This window comes from Olivibacter sp. 47 (assembly GCF_030372825.1).
Lineage (GTDB): Bacteria > Bacteroidota > Bacteroidia > Sphingobacteriales > Sphingobacteriaceae > Olivibacter > Olivibacter oleidegradans.
In genome coordinates this window covers 4,703,103-4,721,211 of the sequence record NZ_JAUCNR010000001.1, presented here as the reverse complement: position 1 = coordinate 4,721,211, position 18,109 = coordinate 4,703,103, and the positions used below count along the sequence as shown (strand labels likewise).

General features: G+C 42.2%; 12 protein-coding genes. 1 reads left to right on the top strand and 11 read right to left on the bottom strand.

Annotated features, from left to right (window positions below; translation table 11 throughout):
• Nucleotides 1-170 precede the first annotated feature (170 nt).
• The 8 genes from QT327_RS20510 to QT327_RS20475 form a co-directional block, all read right to left on the bottom strand.
• The gene (locus QT327_RS20510; protein WP_289553898.1) at nt 171-815 is read right to left on the bottom strand and encodes a hypothetical protein; all 645 of its coding nucleotides are present in this window, start codon (nt 813-815) and stop codon (nt 171-173) included.
• Between the two features lie 318 nt (nt 816-1,133).
• Nucleotides 1,134-2,171, bottom strand: a complete 1,038-nt coding sequence (locus tag QT327_RS20505; protein WP_130856154.1) for a linear amide C-N hydrolase — start codon at nt 2,169-2,171, stop codon at nt 1,134-1,136.
• Nucleotides 2,172-2,293: 122 nt separating this feature from the next.
• Complete coding sequence (locus QT327_RS20500) at nt 2,294-3,571, bottom strand: polysaccharide pyruvyl transferase family protein (protein ID WP_130856153.1); 1,278 nt, start codon at nt 3,569-3,571, stop codon at nt 2,294-2,296.
• A gap of 29 nt (nt 3,572-3,600) precedes the next feature.
• Nucleotides 3,601-5,076 carry a RagB/SusD family nutrient uptake outer membrane protein gene (locus QT327_RS20495; protein ID WP_242627194.1) on the bottom strand — a complete coding sequence of 492 codons (1,476 nt, stop codon included), beginning with the start codon at nt 5,074-5,076 and terminating at the stop codon, nt 3,601-3,603.
• A gap of 10 nt (nt 5,077-5,086) precedes the next feature.
• Complete coding sequence (locus QT327_RS20490; protein ID WP_289553897.1) at nt 5,087-8,404, bottom strand: SusC/RagA family TonB-linked outer membrane protein; 3,318 nt, start codon at nt 8,402-8,404, stop codon at nt 5,087-5,089.
• Between the two features lie 170 nt (nt 8,405-8,574).
• Nucleotides 8,575-9,744, bottom strand: a complete 1,170-nt coding sequence (locus tag QT327_RS20485; protein WP_289553896.1) for a FecR family protein — start codon at nt 9,742-9,744, stop codon at nt 8,575-8,577.
• A gap of 67 nt (nt 9,745-9,811) precedes the next feature.
• Nucleotides 9,812-10,372, bottom strand: a complete 561-nt coding sequence (locus tag QT327_RS20480; protein WP_130856149.1) for an RNA polymerase sigma-70 factor — start codon at nt 10,370-10,372, stop codon at nt 9,812-9,814.
• A gap of 168 nt (nt 10,373-10,540) precedes the next feature.
• Nucleotides 10,541-11,203, bottom strand: a complete 663-nt coding sequence (locus QT327_RS20475; RefSeq protein WP_041387246.1) for an HAD family hydrolase — start codon at nt 11,201-11,203, stop codon at nt 10,541-10,543.
• 204 nt (nt 11,204-11,407) lie between these two features.
• Here QT327_RS20475 and QT327_RS20470 point away from each other — a divergent pair, with 204 nt between their 5' ends.
• Nucleotides 11,408-11,767 carry a hypothetical protein gene (locus QT327_RS20470; RefSeq protein WP_130856148.1) on the top strand — a complete coding sequence of 120 codons (360 nt, stop codon included), beginning with the start codon at nt 11,408-11,410 and terminating at the stop codon, nt 11,765-11,767.
• Nucleotides 11,768-11,840: 73 nt separating this feature from the next.
• Here the strand turns inward: QT327_RS20470 and QT327_RS20465 are convergent, their stop codons facing one another.
• From QT327_RS20465 to QT327_RS20455, 3 genes are all read right to left on the bottom strand, one after another.
• Nucleotides 11,841-13,439 (bottom strand): RagB/SusD family nutrient uptake outer membrane protein, encoded by a 1,599-nt coding sequence (locus tag QT327_RS20465; RefSeq protein WP_130856147.1) that lies wholly within the window; start codon nt 13,437-13,439, stop codon nt 11,841-11,843.
• A gap of 31 nt (nt 13,440-13,470) precedes the next feature.
• Nucleotides 13,471-16,734: a SusC/RagA family TonB-linked outer membrane protein gene (locus QT327_RS20460; RefSeq protein ID WP_207303755.1), complete on the bottom strand. Its 3,264-nt coding sequence runs from the start codon at nt 16,732-16,734 to the stop codon at nt 13,471-13,473.
• A 125-nt stretch (nt 16,735-16,859) separates the two neighbouring features.
• A complete protein-coding gene (locus QT327_RS20455; protein ID WP_130856146.1) occupies nt 16,860-18,062 on the bottom strand; it encodes a FecR family protein in 1,203 nt (400 codons plus the stop codon).
• Between the last annotated feature and the right edge of the window lie 47 nt (nt 18,063-18,109).

The following is an 18,109-nucleotide window of genomic DNA, read 5'->3' as shown; positions in this document are numbered from 1 at the left end:
ATAAAATATATACAGATATATTGATTGTCGATTGATTCTTTTTTGACAAATAACAGAGGATGATCCTCACCCGCACCTGCCAACCACAAAAATCTCCACAAAGTGTAGAAAAATGCCATCGTTGGCAGTAATCTTAGTGGAATTAAAAACAACTTTGAAGCTGAATGAGGTCATCGCATTGCACGATTTAAAGATTTTTTAATACTAAGCGAAAAATAGAGTAGGCGGTCATCATGCCGACTATACATATTGGCGTAACCGTCTAATTCATCCCCAAAGTAAAGTCCCAGTTGAGCATTTGCGTTGATAGCCCAAGTTGGTCCGCTTATCGAATAGCCAAAGGGAATGTCAATACCTAGATTTAATGGCACAAATACCGCGCTGCTTTCATCTTCACCTACCAAATGTGCATCATTCGGCGTTCCTCGGTTTGCATCAATTTCATTTCGCAATAAACCAATACCTGTGCCCACACAAATATTACGGATCAAGGATCTGAAAAAATGTTCACGGATATAAGTCAACTCGAAATTTTCCTTGTCATCGATCCACAATAATCCTAAGCGCGCTTTTGCATTGATGTTAGCGCCCATGTAATTATTTTTGGCCATTCGTCCCATCGGATCGTTAGCAGCAAGTCGACCCATCATTCCTTGCACACCAACTGTCATAAAAGGAATCACAATATAATCAGCGCCTATATGATAGCCAAATTTCAGTGGCTTATGCATCATTTCACCGTAAAGCTGAGTGGCTCCGGCTCCCAATTCCACGCTCAGACCTCCTCCAAATTGGCAAAAAGCTAGATAAGGCATTGAAAAAAATATACCAAGAGTTATACAGTAAAAAATTTGACGATTATATATAAAGATCATGATGATATAATTTATGGCTATGATAACATAAACGTTATCGGCGATAAATTAGTCTTTAAATATCGATTTTCTTTATTCAAGGCTTAATTTAGCCAACATTCACAGCCTTCGTTCTTTTCCAACAATTAGTATATCTTTAAATAGAAAAGATAAAATATACAGCAAGCAGGATTTTCTAATCGTTAACGATATGTTAAGCACTGGAAATAGCAAGCAGTGTTCGTTGGCCAAAAAAGATCTATGCTGTCCCTTATACGTTTACAAGCCCTGAAATTTAAAAGGTTTACTTATTATAAATTTTTTGGCAGCATTTCCAGCGTAAGTTTCGCCATTACTAATTTTAAGCACTTTCACCGCTGCATTCTCCGAAAAATCTACGTCTTTGAAATCGACCCAAAATGTGTTAGGAGTAAGGGCGGTTTCAAAATAATAAACTAAATTCTTATGGTCTGAAACCGAACGCCAACGCGTAGAGGATATATTAGGTTGATCAGGTGTAGAAATTCCAAATGGAACAGAGCAGTTCCGAATAACACTGAAAGCACTTGCTACTGCAATTCTGCGATCGGCCGTTTTGGGAACTGAATTCGCATAGAACGCAGCACGTACAAAGCGATCTACTGCTCTATTCGTTCCCGGCAGCATGACAGTTCCTCCGATTTCTGACCAATATTCATTTAATGCTAACTGCTTTTCAAAAATAGGTGAGTTTGTCATCACGTTATAGGACGTATCGTGATGGATCACCAGTTTGCCTTTAATATATTCAAAAATAGCGTTGTCTCCTGTTCCATCCGAAAGTGATAGATGCAAGGTAGTCAAGCGCTCCTGTCCAGGTACATTTGCCGTTATAATCGTGATTTTCTCATCTTGAAGAGCGTCTACAGCTTCTGATACGGTTGCGAAATTATCAAGTACATACTGTGCCCATAGTGCAATCGATAAACCAGGTGTTTGTTGATTCCAAATAGGATATTCAGACTCGGCTAACCACAAGACATTAGCTACCAGCCCCTTCTCATTCATGCCATCCGTTGTGGAAATATCATAGCCGGAAGCAATTACACTTCCATATTTTGATTTCCATTGGATGGATTTTGGTCCCACCTCCCCGCTTCGTTCCATCCCGCGCGGAAAAATCCAGAGGTTTGTAAGAATATCATCTTTCCAATCCATAGAACGAGCTGTTAACAAGGTGCCATTCGTACCCTTGTAGACCACGCGTGTGCAACTTTTTACATCCGTTTTAACCGAACAAACAAAAAGTATGAATGCTAATAGTATTGATTTTCTCATAAAACGATTTGATAAACAAATTGGCTGTTACGTATTGAACAATAATAAATGCACAAATGTTCTGACCGAGCTCAATTTGTGCATTTATTAATTAGTCTCCTGTTTTCCCGAGGGACTTTATACTACCGCTGTTCTAGTTCATTAGCCAGTCTTGCCATACTAGCTGCAAAGAGTGTATCCACTCTTACTTTCGCGTCTAAAGCCTTTTGCTTGGCTTCCTCTGGATTTTTGGCAAGTGCTAAAACTGCCGGTAAAATCCGCTTCACATCCTCCGGTTTATCTACATCGAAATACCATTCATCCAAGCCAATATCCTTCCACATGATTCCTTTAGAGGTTTGTTCTTCAAACCTACCAACCAAAGCGGGTATACCGTTTCCGATACACATAATTGGGGAATGCATTTCCAATCCAAATAATCCTGCTGAGAGCCTATAAGTACTCACGGCTTCATCCGTTAGCCAATAAGAGTCTTTCCAAACTACTTTATTACGTACATCTTGTGGCAATTTGTCCATAATGATTTGCTTTCCCAACTTTACCTGAGTTCCATCCTCCGGACATACCAATACCTTCATTGGTGTCTGACGTACCACTTCAATAATCGCTTCCCGAATCGGCGCATTATCATGCTCACGCATTTCCTCATTACGTGCATTTTTGCGTCCATCAAATTTCGCTTTCTTTTCAGGAAGTTCCCACCATGGCGTATAACGTTGCCGAGGAATAGCACACAAGAAGCTACCTTCCTCTAAATCATGCTGTTCAAGAAATTTCCTGGCAGCCTTTTCATTACTTAGATCCACGGCAAAAGCACCATCAGGCCCAAATTCCATAACAGGACAACGCGCGCCATGTTCTTGCGCAAAATGAAGTGATGTTGAATCCCGGAAATAGCAAAACTGTGCTGTCGTGAGCAATTCAATATTCTTCGCTAATGCAGCTTCCTGTCCGGAAGTCGGCGGACCGTAAAATCCGGGAAATGTAATTCCATAAATGCCATAAGGTTTACTTGTTTCCTCTTTCCACCGAGCAATATCTTTAGCAGCAACCAAAGACGGTCCCGAGCCATGCAGTAAAAAATCGCTCTCCTGCCAGGCTCGCGCCAGATCGGCTTCACCTTGTACAATCTTCACGTGTGGAAAACGCTTTCGTAACATTGGTTCTACGCCGTTATTGATACTCATCGGCCACAAGCGCACTTCCACGTCCGGCAAATGCTTTTCAAGTAAGGCGAGTACGCCAGGGGTGTGGCCAATATCACCTATGTTGACCGTTTGCCAAGATGAACGAAGTAATACAACTTTTTTCCTCAAACTTCGCCCAAACAAATTCTGGGATAGGAGTACACTTGCAGTCAATGTTCCTAAATTCTTTATATATGCTCTTCGTGTTAACATAAAAATTCTTTTTAATAATTTGTCTTTAATTAATACCCCGGATTCTGTTCCAGTAGTGGATTAACATCCATATCCAATTGCGGAATAGGCAACAAGGTATGATGTTCTTGAATTTGTGCATTTCGTCCAAAGCCGGTATCTGCTTTAATGGCTTGTAGTAATTGGCCGGTTCGTATTAGATCAAATCGTCTGTTATTTTCGAAAGTTAATTCTAATCGGCGCTCCAGCCAAACAGCCGCTCGAAAAGACTCATAATCAAGACCACCCAGTGCATTAATACCTGCGCGTTGTCTCACTCGGTTAAGTGCTTCATATGCTTCCACAGACGGGGCCCCATCACGCTCATTACTCGCCTCGGCATAGATCAACAATACGTCCGCAAATCGTAAAATCGGAAAGCTGGTTCCCTCCCCACCATTTGTTGTCGCCGTTTTGTCCCAGAGTTTTTGGAAAGATACCGCATTGGCGGGATTCGGATCAGTAACCGATAATTCAACCGTCTTTCCTTGATAGCTGTAAGAGGTAATAAAAGAAACTGCTTTCCGTTGATCGTTGTCTTGATATAAATTAAAAAGATTTGCTGCTACTCGTGCAATACCGGCACCACCGCCTGGATAAATCGGCGCGGAGCGAATACCGTACCCTCTCCCCAAACTATGCCCCCGTACGTCGGTTAAATACTGAACTTCAAATACATTTTCTATACCTCCCCTCGCCTGTAACGAAAAGGCTTGGGCAAAAGTTGGATAAAGATCATAAACCCCTTGATCCATCACTTCCTTTGCTTTAGCCGCTGCCTGTTGCCAATAAGGTGAACCGCGGTCTGTGCCCGCTCTAGTAAGATAAACCTTCGCCAAAACACCTTGGGCGGCACCTTGCGTCGCCCGCCCTTTATCGATTCCGTCATATGATAGTGGAAGTACCTGTTCCGCTGCTAACAAATCACTCTCGATAAGTTGATATACTTCGTCTATAGAGGCGCGGGCAACTTCCAAGCCTTCCAAGCCATCCGTTTCAGTTGTCATAATAGGAACCCCTCCGTAAAGGCGTACCAAATTAAAATAAGCCAATGCCCGTAAAAATTTTGCTTCGGCAATATAACGCTGCTTCAGGTTTTCATCCATCGCAATCGCTGGCAATCGATTGATAACAATATTACACCGATTAATGCTCGTATAAGCAGCTGGATAGAAGCGAATAAAAGCATTATCGGGTGTTATATCATAGCGCCACAACAGCGGGCGGTTAGCGTCCCCCGTCAAAAACGGAACAGCATCATCGGAAGTAGCTAAATCAATAAAGACATCCGGATTACTTATACTCGCATAACAAGCCCCTAACGCAGCTTTTGCATCTTCCGCGGTTTTATAGTACGTCGCGTCTGTTAAATTGGAGAGGGGTGTTACATCCAATCGGCTCTCACAGTTAAACAATATCATTGCCAAGCATGAGAGCGAAACAATCGTTTTTATGTAGCCTAAAACTACTCGTTTCGTGTATGTCATATTTTCCATATTAAAATTTAACATTCAGTCCCAACAAATACGTTTTCGCCGCCGGATAGGCCCCATAATCAATACCTTGGCTTATCGTATCACTTCCGAACCTGTTTACTTCGGGGTCATACCCGGTATAAGAAGTGATCGTAAAGAGGTTTTGACCCGTGATATAAATACGGCAGGAACTAACCGAGAGTGACCGTAACCAACTGGTAGGCAAAGTATAACCCAAAGAAATATTTTTAAAACGAATGTAAGACCCATCTTCCACATGGAGTGTGGAAAGCAATCGAGATCCACCAGCCGCGTTGGCCCGCGGCACCGAATTACTGGGATTGGTAGGAGTCCACCGGTCTAACACACGGGTTGACTGGTTATTTCCTCCCGTCATATTCATTTGGTCAAAAGTGCCGTAATTGAGAACCTCATTCCCGAAGGTGCCTTGAATAAAGATATTTAAATCAAAACCCTTATAAGAGATAGTATTATTAAGGCCACCAAAAGCATCCGGGTTTGCATTCCCGATAATCGTACGGTCCTCATCATTAAAAATACCATCGCCATTAATGTCTGCATAGTGTATATCACCGGGCTTTGCGTTAGGTTGTGCTGAGGCTGCAATTTCGTTTTCATTTTGAAAAATACCCTCCATTTTAAACCCATAAAAATTGCCTATCGGCGTTCCCACACGCATTAAAATCGGACTGATATTTGTTCTATGCACTTGTGCATCACTACCCGCTCTAAACTCTGTGCGATTATCAAGCGCAAGTACCTTATTTTTATTGAATGTTATATTGAAAGCGCTCGTCCAACGAAAACCACCATGATCAATGTTGGTACTATTCAATGCTAGCTCAACTCCCTTGTTCTGCACGCGACCGATATTTTGGAGCATTGAAGAAAAACCCGAATTCGTGGGGACTCCTACACTGAACAAAAGATCCGAAGTTGTTTTCACATAGTAGTCACCGGTGAAGGATAGCCGGTTATCAAAGAACCCAAGGTCCAATCCAATATCAAGTTGCGCGTTCTTTTCCCAACGTAAATCCGGGTTGGCTATTCCCTGAGGTGCATTACCTGTTAATAATGCTCCGCCCAACACATAGGGAAGCGGTGTAATATTTGCCAAAAAACGGTAATTATCAATTTCCTGGTTGCCGGAAAGTCCATAACTGATCCTAAGTTTTGCGTCTGATAAATATTTCAAATCCTGCATCCAGGTTTCATTCCGTACTTTCCAAGCAAACGCACCGGAGGGGAAAAAACCGAACTTATTATTGGTGCCAAAACGAGAGGATCCATCCCTTCTACCGGTGAGTGTCAGTAAGAACCGATCGTCAAAACCGTAGTTGACTCGTGCGATATATGAAATCAATCGCCACTGGTTTACACCTGAGCTAGCCGGAATAAGTGTCGACCCGGCTCCCAAATTATGATATTTAGCAAAGTCATCATTGAAAGTATTGGCATTGGCCGTGGCCGTTTCATAATCAGACTGCTGATAGCTGTACCCTAGCAATGCGTTAAGTTGATGAATCGATCCGAAAGTGCGCTCATAAGTCAAGGTATTTTCGTTTAACCAGTTGATAGTTTGTGCAGATGCGACAGAAGCGCTTCCGCCTAAGCTCGCACCTGTAATTACCCGGCGTGAAATATAATTGCTTGCCTTATTGGACTGTAAATCGGCGCCCAATGTAGTTTTAAATCTCAGATGATCGCTGATTTTAAATTCTGCATAGGTATTTGCTAAAAATCGAATCAAAGAACCTTTGTTGGTGAATTCCTGTGACATTGCATAGGGATTATCAGCCCCCAAACCATTGAGGGGTCCCTGGTTAGTAAAGTAAGCTCCATCGGAATTCCATACCGGAAAAGTTGGCGAATAGTTCAAAGCTGAAGAAACCACACTTTCATAAGCGGTATTGCCCGCTATTTCCGTACGCGCGCTATTACTGGAAGTGTGTACACCCTGTGCAGATAGGCCCACTTTCAGCCGACTTGAGACATCACTATCTACATTTGTCCGAAGTGAATAACGTTTAAAATCAGAACCAATAACGATACCGTCTTGTCCATAATAGCCAAGCGAAATGGCATAGCGCGTTTTTTCGGAGCCACCTGATATACCTAATTGATGATCTTGTATAGGTGCTTTGCGCAAGATGACATCTTGCCAATCTGTACCTTCACCTAAACTTGAAGGCAACGGACGTTCGTCACTACTTCCGTCAAAATAGGGCACCGAACCATTATTAACATTGGCATCATTGACAAATTCTGCAAACTGCCGGGCATTCAACAGGGGGATTTTTCGTCGTACGCTCTGCTCTCCATAATAACCGTCGTAACTCACAATGGATCTTCCGACTTTTCCTCTACGTGTAGTTACCATGATGACGCCATTTGAACCTCTCGATCCGTAAATAGCTGTCGCTGACGCATCTTTCAGGACCTCCATTGATTCGATGTCGTTGATGTTAATAGAGTTGAGATCGCCGGTCGGGAAGCCGTCAATAACATATAAAGGTTCATTGCCTGCGTTAACGGAACCTGTGCCACGAATGCGTACCGTAGTGGCTCCCCCGGGCCTAGCCGAGTTTGTGGTAACATTGACGCCCGCCACCCGCCCTTGCATGGCGCGGTCTAAGGCCACAATTGGCGTAGCGCGAATGTCCTTCTCCCCTACGGTAGATACTGCTCCTGTTAAATCTCCTCGTCTCACCGTACCATATCCTACTACTACTACTTCGTCTAATGCCGACTCCTGTTCGGCCAACGTCACATTAATCTGTGTACGCTGCCCAATTGACTCTTCCTTCCGTTGGAAGCCGGTAAATGAGAACACGATGAAGGCTCCGTCCCGAACAGATAATGAATAATAGCCATCACTATTCGTTATCGTACCTACTTTTGGATGCTCCTTAACAAAAACAGAGACCCCTTCCAAGCCTCTTCCATCTTTGTCTGTTACACGTCCTTCTATTATTAACTGTGACAGCTCTGGTGGCCCTAGGCTTACCCCTCCAAGAGAGGATCGCTCACTTAGTTTTAATACAACAGTTTTTTCTTCTTTCGAGACGATTTCTACCTTTAAAGGATAAAAGCACTGCTTTAATACCTCTTCTATGGGCGTCTCTTTTACGTCGATAGACACCTGTTTCAGGGTGTTAGAACGATCAACATTATAGATAAAATCATAGCCTGTCATTTTTCCTAACCGCCGCATTACTTCTTTTATCGCAACGTTGTTAACCTTTAAGGTAACTCGCTGCGCCAAGCTGATCGCATAACAATGGCTACAGATGATGGTTAAGATGAAAATGAGCTTCATTACCGCTATTAATTTTAAGAAACAGCGCAAAAGTGCAACACTATTCCATGCAGTATTTTTTTTGTACATTTGATTATTAGGTTTGTTTAATACGAAAAGGAATTGACCTAATGTTCAGCTTTAAGCTACTGATCCGGAAGTGTTAGCGCATTTCCGGTCAGCTTTTTCTATTACTCAGACATAATCGTCACCCTCCTTCCTTTTATTTCGTAAGTAATCTCTCCCGTAGCAGCTAAACTGCTTAACAGATGCTGCAGGCTCTTCCTTTTAGAAAAAGTACCAGCGAAAATCTTATCCTCCATATCTCCCACATAAGTAACATCGATCTGATACCAGCGTCCTATTTTCTTCATGATATCAACAAGATTTTCATCGTTAAAGACAAAATATCCGTTTTTCCAAGCAAGCGCGGCTTCTATGTCCGCTCGTTCAATATCCAATCGATCATCAGCCACATAAGAACGGGCCTCCTCTCCTACTTTTAGCACTTGTTGTTGATGGGCTGTTCGGACTTGAACAGCACCTTCCAATAACGTTGTTTTCATTGCTAGCTCATCTTGATACGCCTGCACATTAAATTTTGTTCCCAAAACATAGATAGTCTGTTGTCTAGTATTCACGATAAAGGGACGTTCAACGTCATGTACAATTTCGAAATAGGCCTCGCCTGTTAGTCGCACATTACGCTTGCGCTCAGTAAACTGCGAAGGGAACGCTAAAGATGAATTGGCATTTAACCATACGAGCGAACCGTCAGGTAAAACGACTCGATACTCACCGCCTATCGGCGTCGCGATGGTATTGTAATTGGCAACAGGTTTCCTCCCGCTTACAGTTGTATAATTACAAGTAATTTGGCCGTCAGCAGTTTTAGTAATCCGCACCCCGGCACGCGAAGTGCTTTCTCCAGCTGATAGGCGATCCAAATCGACCGTCGAGCCATCATGTAACTTCAACTGCGCTATCGGGCGGCCAGGCGGAATCATTTGCTCAACTTCTTTATGGTTCTTTTCGTACATAAATACCCCTCCCATGCACAGAAAAATCAGTATAGAAGCGGCCATCCAATAGACCGTTCTTCGTTTTTGTCTTTTGCTATTCACCACCATTCGCCTCTTAATACGGTCCATGCTAGCTTCAAGGTCGTAAGCTTTCATTTTCTCTAACCACGAGCTCACCTTTGAAGGATCATTTAATTGTTCAAAAAGTAGCTGATTGGCTTGGGATGTCTGACGCCAAACGACGATTTCCTCTTCCTCCTCTATAGAAAGCGGCTGCTGCAATCGTTTCGAAAGTAAATAAATAATATGTTCCTGTTTATAAAAGGCCTTGCTCGTCATGTTCGGCAAATTTTTACCTTATATACGACAAACGAAGAAAGACGTACCTATTCGATTACTTATTTTTTTAAGAAAGAAAAAGGTGAATGAATAAGAGCCCCGAAACACTTCCTGCAAATTGCTTTTTCAGCATTCTTAAAGCTCTTACTTTGTGGTTTTTTACCGTCTGTACAGATAGATCCAAGGATTGAGCAATCTCTTCATTCGTTAGGCCTTCTACAAATCCTAATTGCATCACATGCTTACATTGAGAGGGTAGATGCTGAATTGCTCTATATAATTCCGCCAACACCTCAGTATGGATTAAATCATGGAGATAGTCCTGTTCAACTTCTTCACATTGATCAAGCCAAACGCTATGTCTTTTGTGTATTCGTCCCTGTGTTTTGATAAAGTCTAGGCAGGCATTTCGGGTAGCTTGATATAGAAACGCTTTCAGATGCGTCTCATTTGTTAACACCTTCTTCTGCTTCCAGAGACGAAGAAATAGCGATTCGATAATATCTTCACTTTCGTCATCCCCCACATATTTTGTTGCAAAGAAACGAAGTGCGGCATAGTAGGTCTTATACGTCCGTTCGAAAACGGCATTGTCACCTAGATTGCATTGACCACCTCCGATATGCATTTCGATGTTTATAATTGGTTAGATAATAAAGGAGTATACTGAGAAGCCCCTTTCTGTAAAGGTATAAAATAAAATAGGAATCAGAAAAAGATAGCAGCAATTCGGCTTTAGTTCCCAAGCTAACAACCAAAAACCAATAACTAACAACTATTAGCTAACCGCTAACTACTAACTAACTGCTAAAAACTCTTCCAATACCTGGTGAAGATTATCAAACATACGATCAACTAGTAAAGATTGGCGAATCGACTCATGTGTCTGTACACCCCAGCACATCAACCCGGCGGCCTTTGCCGCGGTTGTTCCCGTTACAGAATCTTCCAGTACCAGACAATCCTGCTTGTCTACCCCTAATTGCTCTACACACATAAGGTACGGCTCGGGATGTGGCTTGGTATTCTTAACTTCCGTACGCGTCACTAAGCACCTAAAATATTTCATCAAATCATGGGCTTCCAAATAGTAAATAGCAACTTCCCGCTTGCTGGAAGTAACAAGAGCGATCACGATTTCTTCTTTATGCAGATAACTAATCAGCTCTTTTGCCCCAGGCATCAATGGTACTAATTCTTCATCATACTGCTGTGCTACTTTCGATTTTACTTTTGACAAGAACTCATTAACATCCGGTTGGAAATTATATTGTTTTTGTAGCACATCAATTGCCTGAACATCTGTTTTACCGGCAAGCGATGTAAGCCATAATTCACTTTCCAGTATAAAGCCGTAAGTGGCTAACACCGCTTTCCAAGCTTTATAGTAAAACCACTCTGAATCTATTAAAGTTCCGTCTAAATCGAATAACACTGCTTTTGGTTTTTTTAGCATCATATTTTTACATTTACTTATTTCTTCACTATAGCTGATGCAAAATGCGAAGAAAAGCTGGGTTTTACCTTATTAAATAAAACTTTTGTAAATTACACTAGGATAATTAATCCCTCGTCAATATGTTCCTAATTTGATACCCGCTAAAGGTACTTTGGTACGGCTATTGTACTATTATGGATAGTATTGATTTTAAACGCATTTACTATGGAAATTACAACAACTACTGTTCACGATTTACATTGGGATTTTCCAAGTTCGCAAGATTTTTCTGCTCAAATTACAAACAATAAAATCACGAAACTTTCCTTTCAGGACGTAGGGGAATTAACCAATTCACACCTCGATTCAATTAACGAGAAATATCTTCGCAACGTTCATCGGGCACTTAGCAATCTGTTTCAACACCTCGATCAAGTACGTAGCCTAGGAAATCTTCCATCAAAAGAAGAAGAAGATAGTGCTGACAAAACAGATCGCGCACAGCAGCTCCGATATCTTCAAAAAGACGAGAAAGATATGCTGGAACATCGGGAGAATATTATGAACCGCATCCGAAGGTTATAATAGATCGCTCTAAATTGGAGAAGAAAATCCAGCCTTATCGACTAGATTTTCTTCTCATCTATTACAATATAAGTTAATACCCTGGGTTTTGTTTTAAATTAGGCTCCACCCTCAGTACCGTTTGATGGAAAGGCCACAAGTAATTATGTGGTGCAAAGTGACGATCTTCGATTTTCAACGACACCATTTTTCCATTCACTAAACGTGTGTGTCCGAGTGCAGGCTGGCTCAATACTTCCTCAGCAATGCGCCAACGAAGTATATCCTCATAACGAAGCCCCTCTCCTGCAAACTCAATGCGTCGTTCGTTGCGGAGTAATTCAACCCATTGTTGTTGTGTATAAGCGCTGTAGGCAGGTAAAGTTACATTAGCTACTGACATGTCTAAACCCGCACGTTCACGCACCAGATTAATACAGCTTTTCGCCAGCTCGTCGATTTGACCCAACATAATTTTCGCTTCCGCATAAGTTAGTAGGACCTCCGCGTATCGAATTAAACCGAAAGTCAGGGTTCCGTCTCTAAACGCATCGGCCTCCGATACAAACTTTCGAAACCAATACCCCGATTTACTGGCGCGTTGATTTTCATAGAACATCGGATTGCCGGGCGTGTAGATATCAATTTTTTCTCCATAAAAAGTATCACCGGGTCCCATAATACTAGCAGCATAACGTGGATCCCGATTCAACCCCGGATTGAGTTCATATTCTTCTTTTGTATGCAATGGACATTGATCTATCGGACGTCCCTGTAAGGTCCAGTAAGCATCTACCAGCGATTTCAAAGGCACTGCATATGATTGACCATTCCCTGTTCGGAAATGTGGCCCAAGATCGCGGAATGAATAAGTCGCTGCATTTCCCACGCTCTCCCGTTCCATATGAAGAATAAATTCCTTGTTTTTTGTATCACCTTCGTATTGAAACAAATCGCGATAGCTGCTATACAATTGATATTTACCACTATCCATGATCTCCTTTGCCAGTTGGGCGGCTAATTCATAACGTTCGTTGAATAAAGCATAGCGCATAATCAAGGCTTTAAACGAGTATCGATTAAACATGTATTTATTAGTCGTATATTCATTATCGGGCAACCGATTCGCTACCTCAACAGCCATGCTGAATAAGTTATCCAATACTTGGGCCTTTGGGGTAGGAGCTACTTTGGATCCCTCAATCGTAGTTGGTTCCAACACAAACGGAATATCTCCCCAGCGCATAACGGCTTCAAAATAATGCCAAATGCGTAAGCCTTCCAAAATGGCTTTATATCTTTGCCTTACCGCTTCGTCCTCTACATAAGGCACATTGATATTTGCCAGATACGTATTTATCCGACCGATATGCTTCATATGAATGGTCCAATAGTATTCAAAGGCCCTTGTATTACTGTTAAAGGTACCGTTCGCTATGCGTTGATGATGGTCACTTTCGGCGCGACTATACGCATTATCCGATCGAGCATCTTTCATGTAAGACAATAAACGACGATCACTCCGATTGGTAAAAACATCCAGGTAAGTGCTATACACCACCCTGCGTAAATCATCTTCATCTACAAAGAACTCTTGAAACGTTGTTGCTGTAGGATCCGTTTTGTCCAAAAATTTCTCGCAGCCACACGCTATATAACTTAATAAAATCAGTATAAATAATTTCCTTTTCATCTCTTATTTTTTGTTGTCATTGAAATAACGCTCACAGAATTGTGGCACGAAGGCCGATACTATAAATAGCCATGCGTGGATAACTTCCATTACCACCGTTCCTCTCTGGTTCTAAACCTTCCCATTTCGTGAAGGTGAAAGCATCCTGCGCATTTAGATAGATCCGCACATTTTGAATTCCCTTAACCAATCGAGGGATGGTGTAACCCAGTTGGATCATTTTGATACGGAAGAAGGCCGCATTACTTAGCCAAACATCGCTGAGTACTGCATTAGAACTGGCACCGGTCCATACTCTCGGAAACCGGCTATTCGGTGTTTCGGGCGTCCAACGGTTATCCATGTATTCCTGACGAGGTGTGCCGAAGCTATTATTTGTACCATCCATTAGTACAGGATAGCCCTCCAAGCCGCTCACCCATCCAGTGCGCTTGCCTACACCTTGTCCCAACACCGTAAAATCCCAGCGCTTATAACGCAGATCTATATTGATTGCATAGTTCATGTGCGGAAAAGGATCGCCCAAGTCTACCCGGTCCATCTCGTTGATGATACCGTCACCATTTTGATCGATATAACGGATGTCTCCCGGCAGGGTATTCGGTAATTTAGCTGTTGTATTGTTGACCTCTTCCTGGTTTTGAAAATAACCGTTGCTTCGGTATCCGTAATAATTATCTAAGGCGATTCCAGGATACCAAATCTTATTCTCATTGTCTTTAAAAATTAATGTATCATTTGCTCCGTATCCAGCTTTTAAGACTTTATTACGATTATCAAACAACATTCCTCCAATGGTATAGCTAAAATCACCTAATTTATCAGACCATTGCGCGCTGATTTCCCACCCCCTATTTTCAACTTCGCCAATATTGACAGCCGATTCGAGGTTATTAGATCCTGTAAGCGGTGGCACCGGAAAACGTCCATAGATAAGATCGTATGAATGCTTATTGTAAATTTCGGCTGTTAAACTAAGGTGATCGTTCAATGCAGTCAAATCTAACCCAACGTTCCATTGCTTTTGCTTTTCCCAGGAAAATTCGGGATTAGGTACACGCATCGTCCAACCCCAATCATTTACATTTTCCTGCCATAGATAGGGGTCTACATTTTCATTTCCAATGCGTCCATATGAAAACCGCAGTTTGAGATTCGTAATTGCTCCTGATGAACGTATATTGTCAAAGAATTTTTCATTTTGGGCATTCCATGCGATAGCAGCAGAAGGGAACATTCCCCAACGATGCCCTGGAGCAAACTTGCTGCTACCATCCGCCCGGGCCGTAACCTCGACGATATAACGATTATCGAAAGCGTAATTTACCTTACCAAAAAAAGAGGCCTTGCTAACTTCCCTATAATCCGTGTAGTTATAATTCATAATTTCTGAACCTGCAATCAGATAGAGCTTATCCTTTTGCCCCCTTAGATCTTGTTCGTAATTAATATTCGCCCGTGCGGTAAGTTGGCTCACACTTACGCCCTGTTTTGCGCCAACATAATTGGCCCAGGTGGCTGCAGGTTTACCGTCTCCATCATAAAACATAAAAGTAGAGCGCTTAATTTTGCTCGCCGACTTATTAATGGTATAAGAAACATTTCCTTCCAAAAACAAATTACTTTTCAAAAAATACTTGGGTCGCAAGTTGATCGTGCTTACATCGTACATATTATTTCTTCTTCCTCCATGCGCAATAGAGGCCAAGGGGTTTAGGTTATTATGTAAAATATAATGCTCCGGTTTATCCGACTCATAAAAAACAGGTTGAGTTGGATTCATCTTCCAAGCATCCTCATACAACCAATTTCCACTGGGATCATCATCAATATCGCTGAGTTGTAACCGGTCCACTTGCAAGCGATGTGCGTAAAAATCAGCCAATAGCACAAATTTGTCTGCTACATTGATATTGGTATTAAAGCGGGCACTAAACTTCTCCGACCCTTCGTACTGATTAAGGCCGCTTTCGTTAATATAGCCGAGCATCAGATTAAAAGTCCCTACACCTCCGCCACCGGATATACTGGCTGTAACGTTCTGTGCATGCGCCCGCTGTTGCATGACTTGGTCCAACCAGTTTATTTCCGTATACTGCCCTTGATCAGCTAAGGCAATTTGCTCATCTGTAAAAAGCAGCGATTGCCCCTGTGCCCGATGGGCCTCATTATTTAAGCGCATATAATCCGCTGCCCTTACAAAATTGGGTTTATCAATAGGCTCATTGAATGAGGTCCAAGAATGTAGGTCGACCTTAAACTGACCGGTTTGGCCTCGTTTCGTTTCAATAATGATAACTCCATTGGCACCACGCGATCCATATAAAGAAGCTGAAGCAGCATCTTTTAGGACGTTGATGCTTTTAATCTGATTGGGATCAAGGTCGGTCAGGCTCTGCTCCATGCCATCTACGATCACCAAAGGTTCGGCGCCTTGCAAAGTACCGACCCCTCGAATGGAAATAGTCCCCGGCACACTTCCCGGCATATTATTACCTTGCATTAAAGTAACACCCGGCAAAGTACCACTGAAGGCCTCCTGCAATTTAAAAATAGGCCTATTGGTTGCTCTATCCATATTCAATTCGGCAACAGATGACGCGATATGTCTCTTCTCAATCGTACTGTAACCGGTTATCACCACTTCCTCCATTTGTTTATCCTCTTCCTCCATCACCACGTCCACTTTGATGCGGCCTTTCGTGTTCACTTCCACGGAAGCAAAGCCCAATATGCTAAATATGAGTGTTGCATCACTCGGAACTTCTATCCTATATTTACCGTCCTCATCGGAAATCACACCGATATTCGAGCCCTTTACTACAATCGTCACTCCTGATAAAGGTTTTCCCTTTGCATCACGTACCGTACCATCAACCATGCTTTGTCTCTTCTTTGAGCTATTCTTATTATCAAGAAGTGATATATACGTTGTTTCAATTTTCGATACGATGATGTTTTTCTGCATAATCTCATATGATAGCCCCTGCCCTTGCAGCACTTGCTGCATCGTTTCGTTTATATTTTTTTTCGAAAGTGTTACGTTAAAAGGTCGGGTTTTCTCCAACAAATTAGCATCAATTAAAATGTTGTAGCCGCTCTGCCTACGGATTTCTCGAAATACATCTTTTAAAAGGGCGTTTTTTCGATTGAGATTAATGCTTTGTCCATAGATCGCAGCTTGAGCGTGGAGGGCGAGGAACACTAGGATCATAATCCCCTTCATAATCAGGAAAAGTCTAAATCGTTTGCGCATAGCAATAGCGCAAACAAATGCAGTATAATTTTTATACATTTGAGTACAGGTTTATTAATATTAGGTCCTTAAACTTAAATTGATGAACATGGCGGCGACAGGTCGCACGATCAGGGGCGGTGGTGCGCTCCTGATCTCCTTACCTTCGCACCATTTAGGTTAGCTTAATTCATAACGATTACCCTCCTTCCTTTAATGGTGAAACGTGCTATTTTCGTTTTTTCAAACCCGGCAAGTAATTGTCGGATATCCTCTGCTTTGGAGATGGTCCCATCCAATCGTTTCCCTTCAAAGTTCCCTTTATATTCGATTTCTACATCATACCATCTACTGATTTTTTTCATTACACGCTCCAAGGGTTCACTGTTAAAGAAAAAATTGCCATTCTTCCAAGCTAATGTTTCTTCCAAATCAACGGATACTATTTCCGTTTTTTCGGCTGTTAAACTGGTCTGCGCCTGCTGCCCCGGTTTTAGAAGATGTCGTTCCTCTCCTCTTCTAACCTGCACACTCCCTTGTACCAACGTCGTTTTTATCAGCTTATCATCGGCGTAAGCACAGACATTAAAATGCGTCCCCAACACATCAATTTGTACACCTGCTACATCAACAACGAAGGGATTACTCTTATCGGCGGCTACTTCAAAATAAACCTCTCCTTTCATGGATAGTCTCCTTTCGTTTTCACTAAAAACAAGTGGATAACTAATGGAAGAAGCACTGTTTAGCCACACCTTCGTACCATCCGGCAATACAACCTGATATTCACCGCCAGTTGGTGTAGCGATGGTATTCAAAAGCTCTTGATTACTTTCTTTGCTTTTTTTAACATCAGACGCGTAAATCAATCTTCCCCGGGTAGCGCGTATATGCATGTTTCCCTGCACAGCTACCTCTTTATTAGCCGTGCTATCCAGCGCAATACAGGTACCATCTGCCAATGTTAAAATTGCTTTCTTTCCGCCGGGAGTAATATTACTTGACGCAACACTTGAAGTTTGCCAATTCGTTGAACCATTATTAACATAACTTAAAAACCATCCGCCAAACAAGACCAAAATCAAACCAATAGCAGCCGTCGCAACTAGAAGCCATGGTCGTTTCTTAGGGTGCCGCTTCCTTTGAAAAGATAGGTGCGCCGATTCTTTAAAACGACTATCCTGAATGATTCCCTGATAAATCTCATCACTGGGGATCGGCATATCTGTCGTCAGGTCAAGCTCATCCATAATGCTTACTATAGCCTCGTCTAACACTTGTTCGTGCCCCTTTTCGTGAAGATAGTCCACTAAAACCCGATAGTCTTCCGGAAGTAAATTGTCTTCTAAATAGGCCGTAAGTAAGAGCAGCAAGCGATCTTTCGTCATTAAACTATATAAAAATGATACTATTGTAAGGGTAAACGCATGAAAGC

What these genes read in the sequence shown, in the direction of transcription:
- QT327_RS20510 (WP_289553898.1), bottom strand. Translation starts at nt 815, where the DNA reads ATGCCTTATCTAGCTTTTTGCCAATTTGGAGGAGGTCTGAGCGTGGAA.
- QT327_RS20505 (WP_130856154.1), bottom strand. Translation starts at nt 2,171, where the DNA reads ATGAGAAAATCAATACTATTAGCATTCATACTTTTTGTTTGTTCGGTT.
- QT327_RS20500 (WP_130856153.1), bottom strand. Translation starts at nt 3,571, where the DNA reads ATGTTAACACGAAGAGCATATATAAAGAATTTAGGAACATTGACTGCA.
- QT327_RS20495 (WP_242627194.1), bottom strand. Translation starts at nt 5,076, where the DNA reads ATGACATACACGAAACGAGTAGTTTTAGGCTACATAAAAACGATTGTT.
- QT327_RS20490 (WP_289553897.1), bottom strand. Translation starts at nt 8,404, where the DNA reads ATGAAGCTCATTTTCATCTTAACCATCATCTGTAGCCATTGTTATGCG.
- QT327_RS20485 (WP_289553896.1), bottom strand. Translation starts at nt 9,744, where the DNA reads ATGACGAGCAAGGCCTTTTATAAACAGGAACATATTATTTATTTACTT.
- QT327_RS20480 (WP_130856149.1), bottom strand. Translation starts at nt 10,372, where the DNA reads ATGCATATCGGAGGTGGTCAATGCAATCTAGGTGACAATGCCGTTTTC.
- QT327_RS20475 (WP_041387246.1), bottom strand. Translation starts at nt 11,203, where the DNA reads ATGATGCTAAAAAAACCAAAAGCAGTGTTATTCGATTTAGACGGAACT.
- QT327_RS20470 (WP_130856148.1), top strand. Translation starts at nt 11,408, where the DNA reads ATGGAAATTACAACAACTACTGTTCACGATTTACATTGGGATTTTCCA.
- QT327_RS20465 (WP_130856147.1), bottom strand. Translation starts at nt 13,439, where the DNA reads ATGAAAAGGAAATTATTTATACTGATTTTATTAAGTTATATAGCGTGT.
- QT327_RS20460 (WP_207303755.1), bottom strand. Translation starts at nt 16,734, where the DNA reads ATGTATAAAAATTATACTGCATTTGTTTGCGCTATTGCTATGCGCAAA.
- QT327_RS20455 (WP_130856146.1), bottom strand. Translation starts at nt 18,062, where the DNA reads ATGACGAAAGATCGCTTGCTGCTCTTACTTACGGCCTATTTAGAAGAC.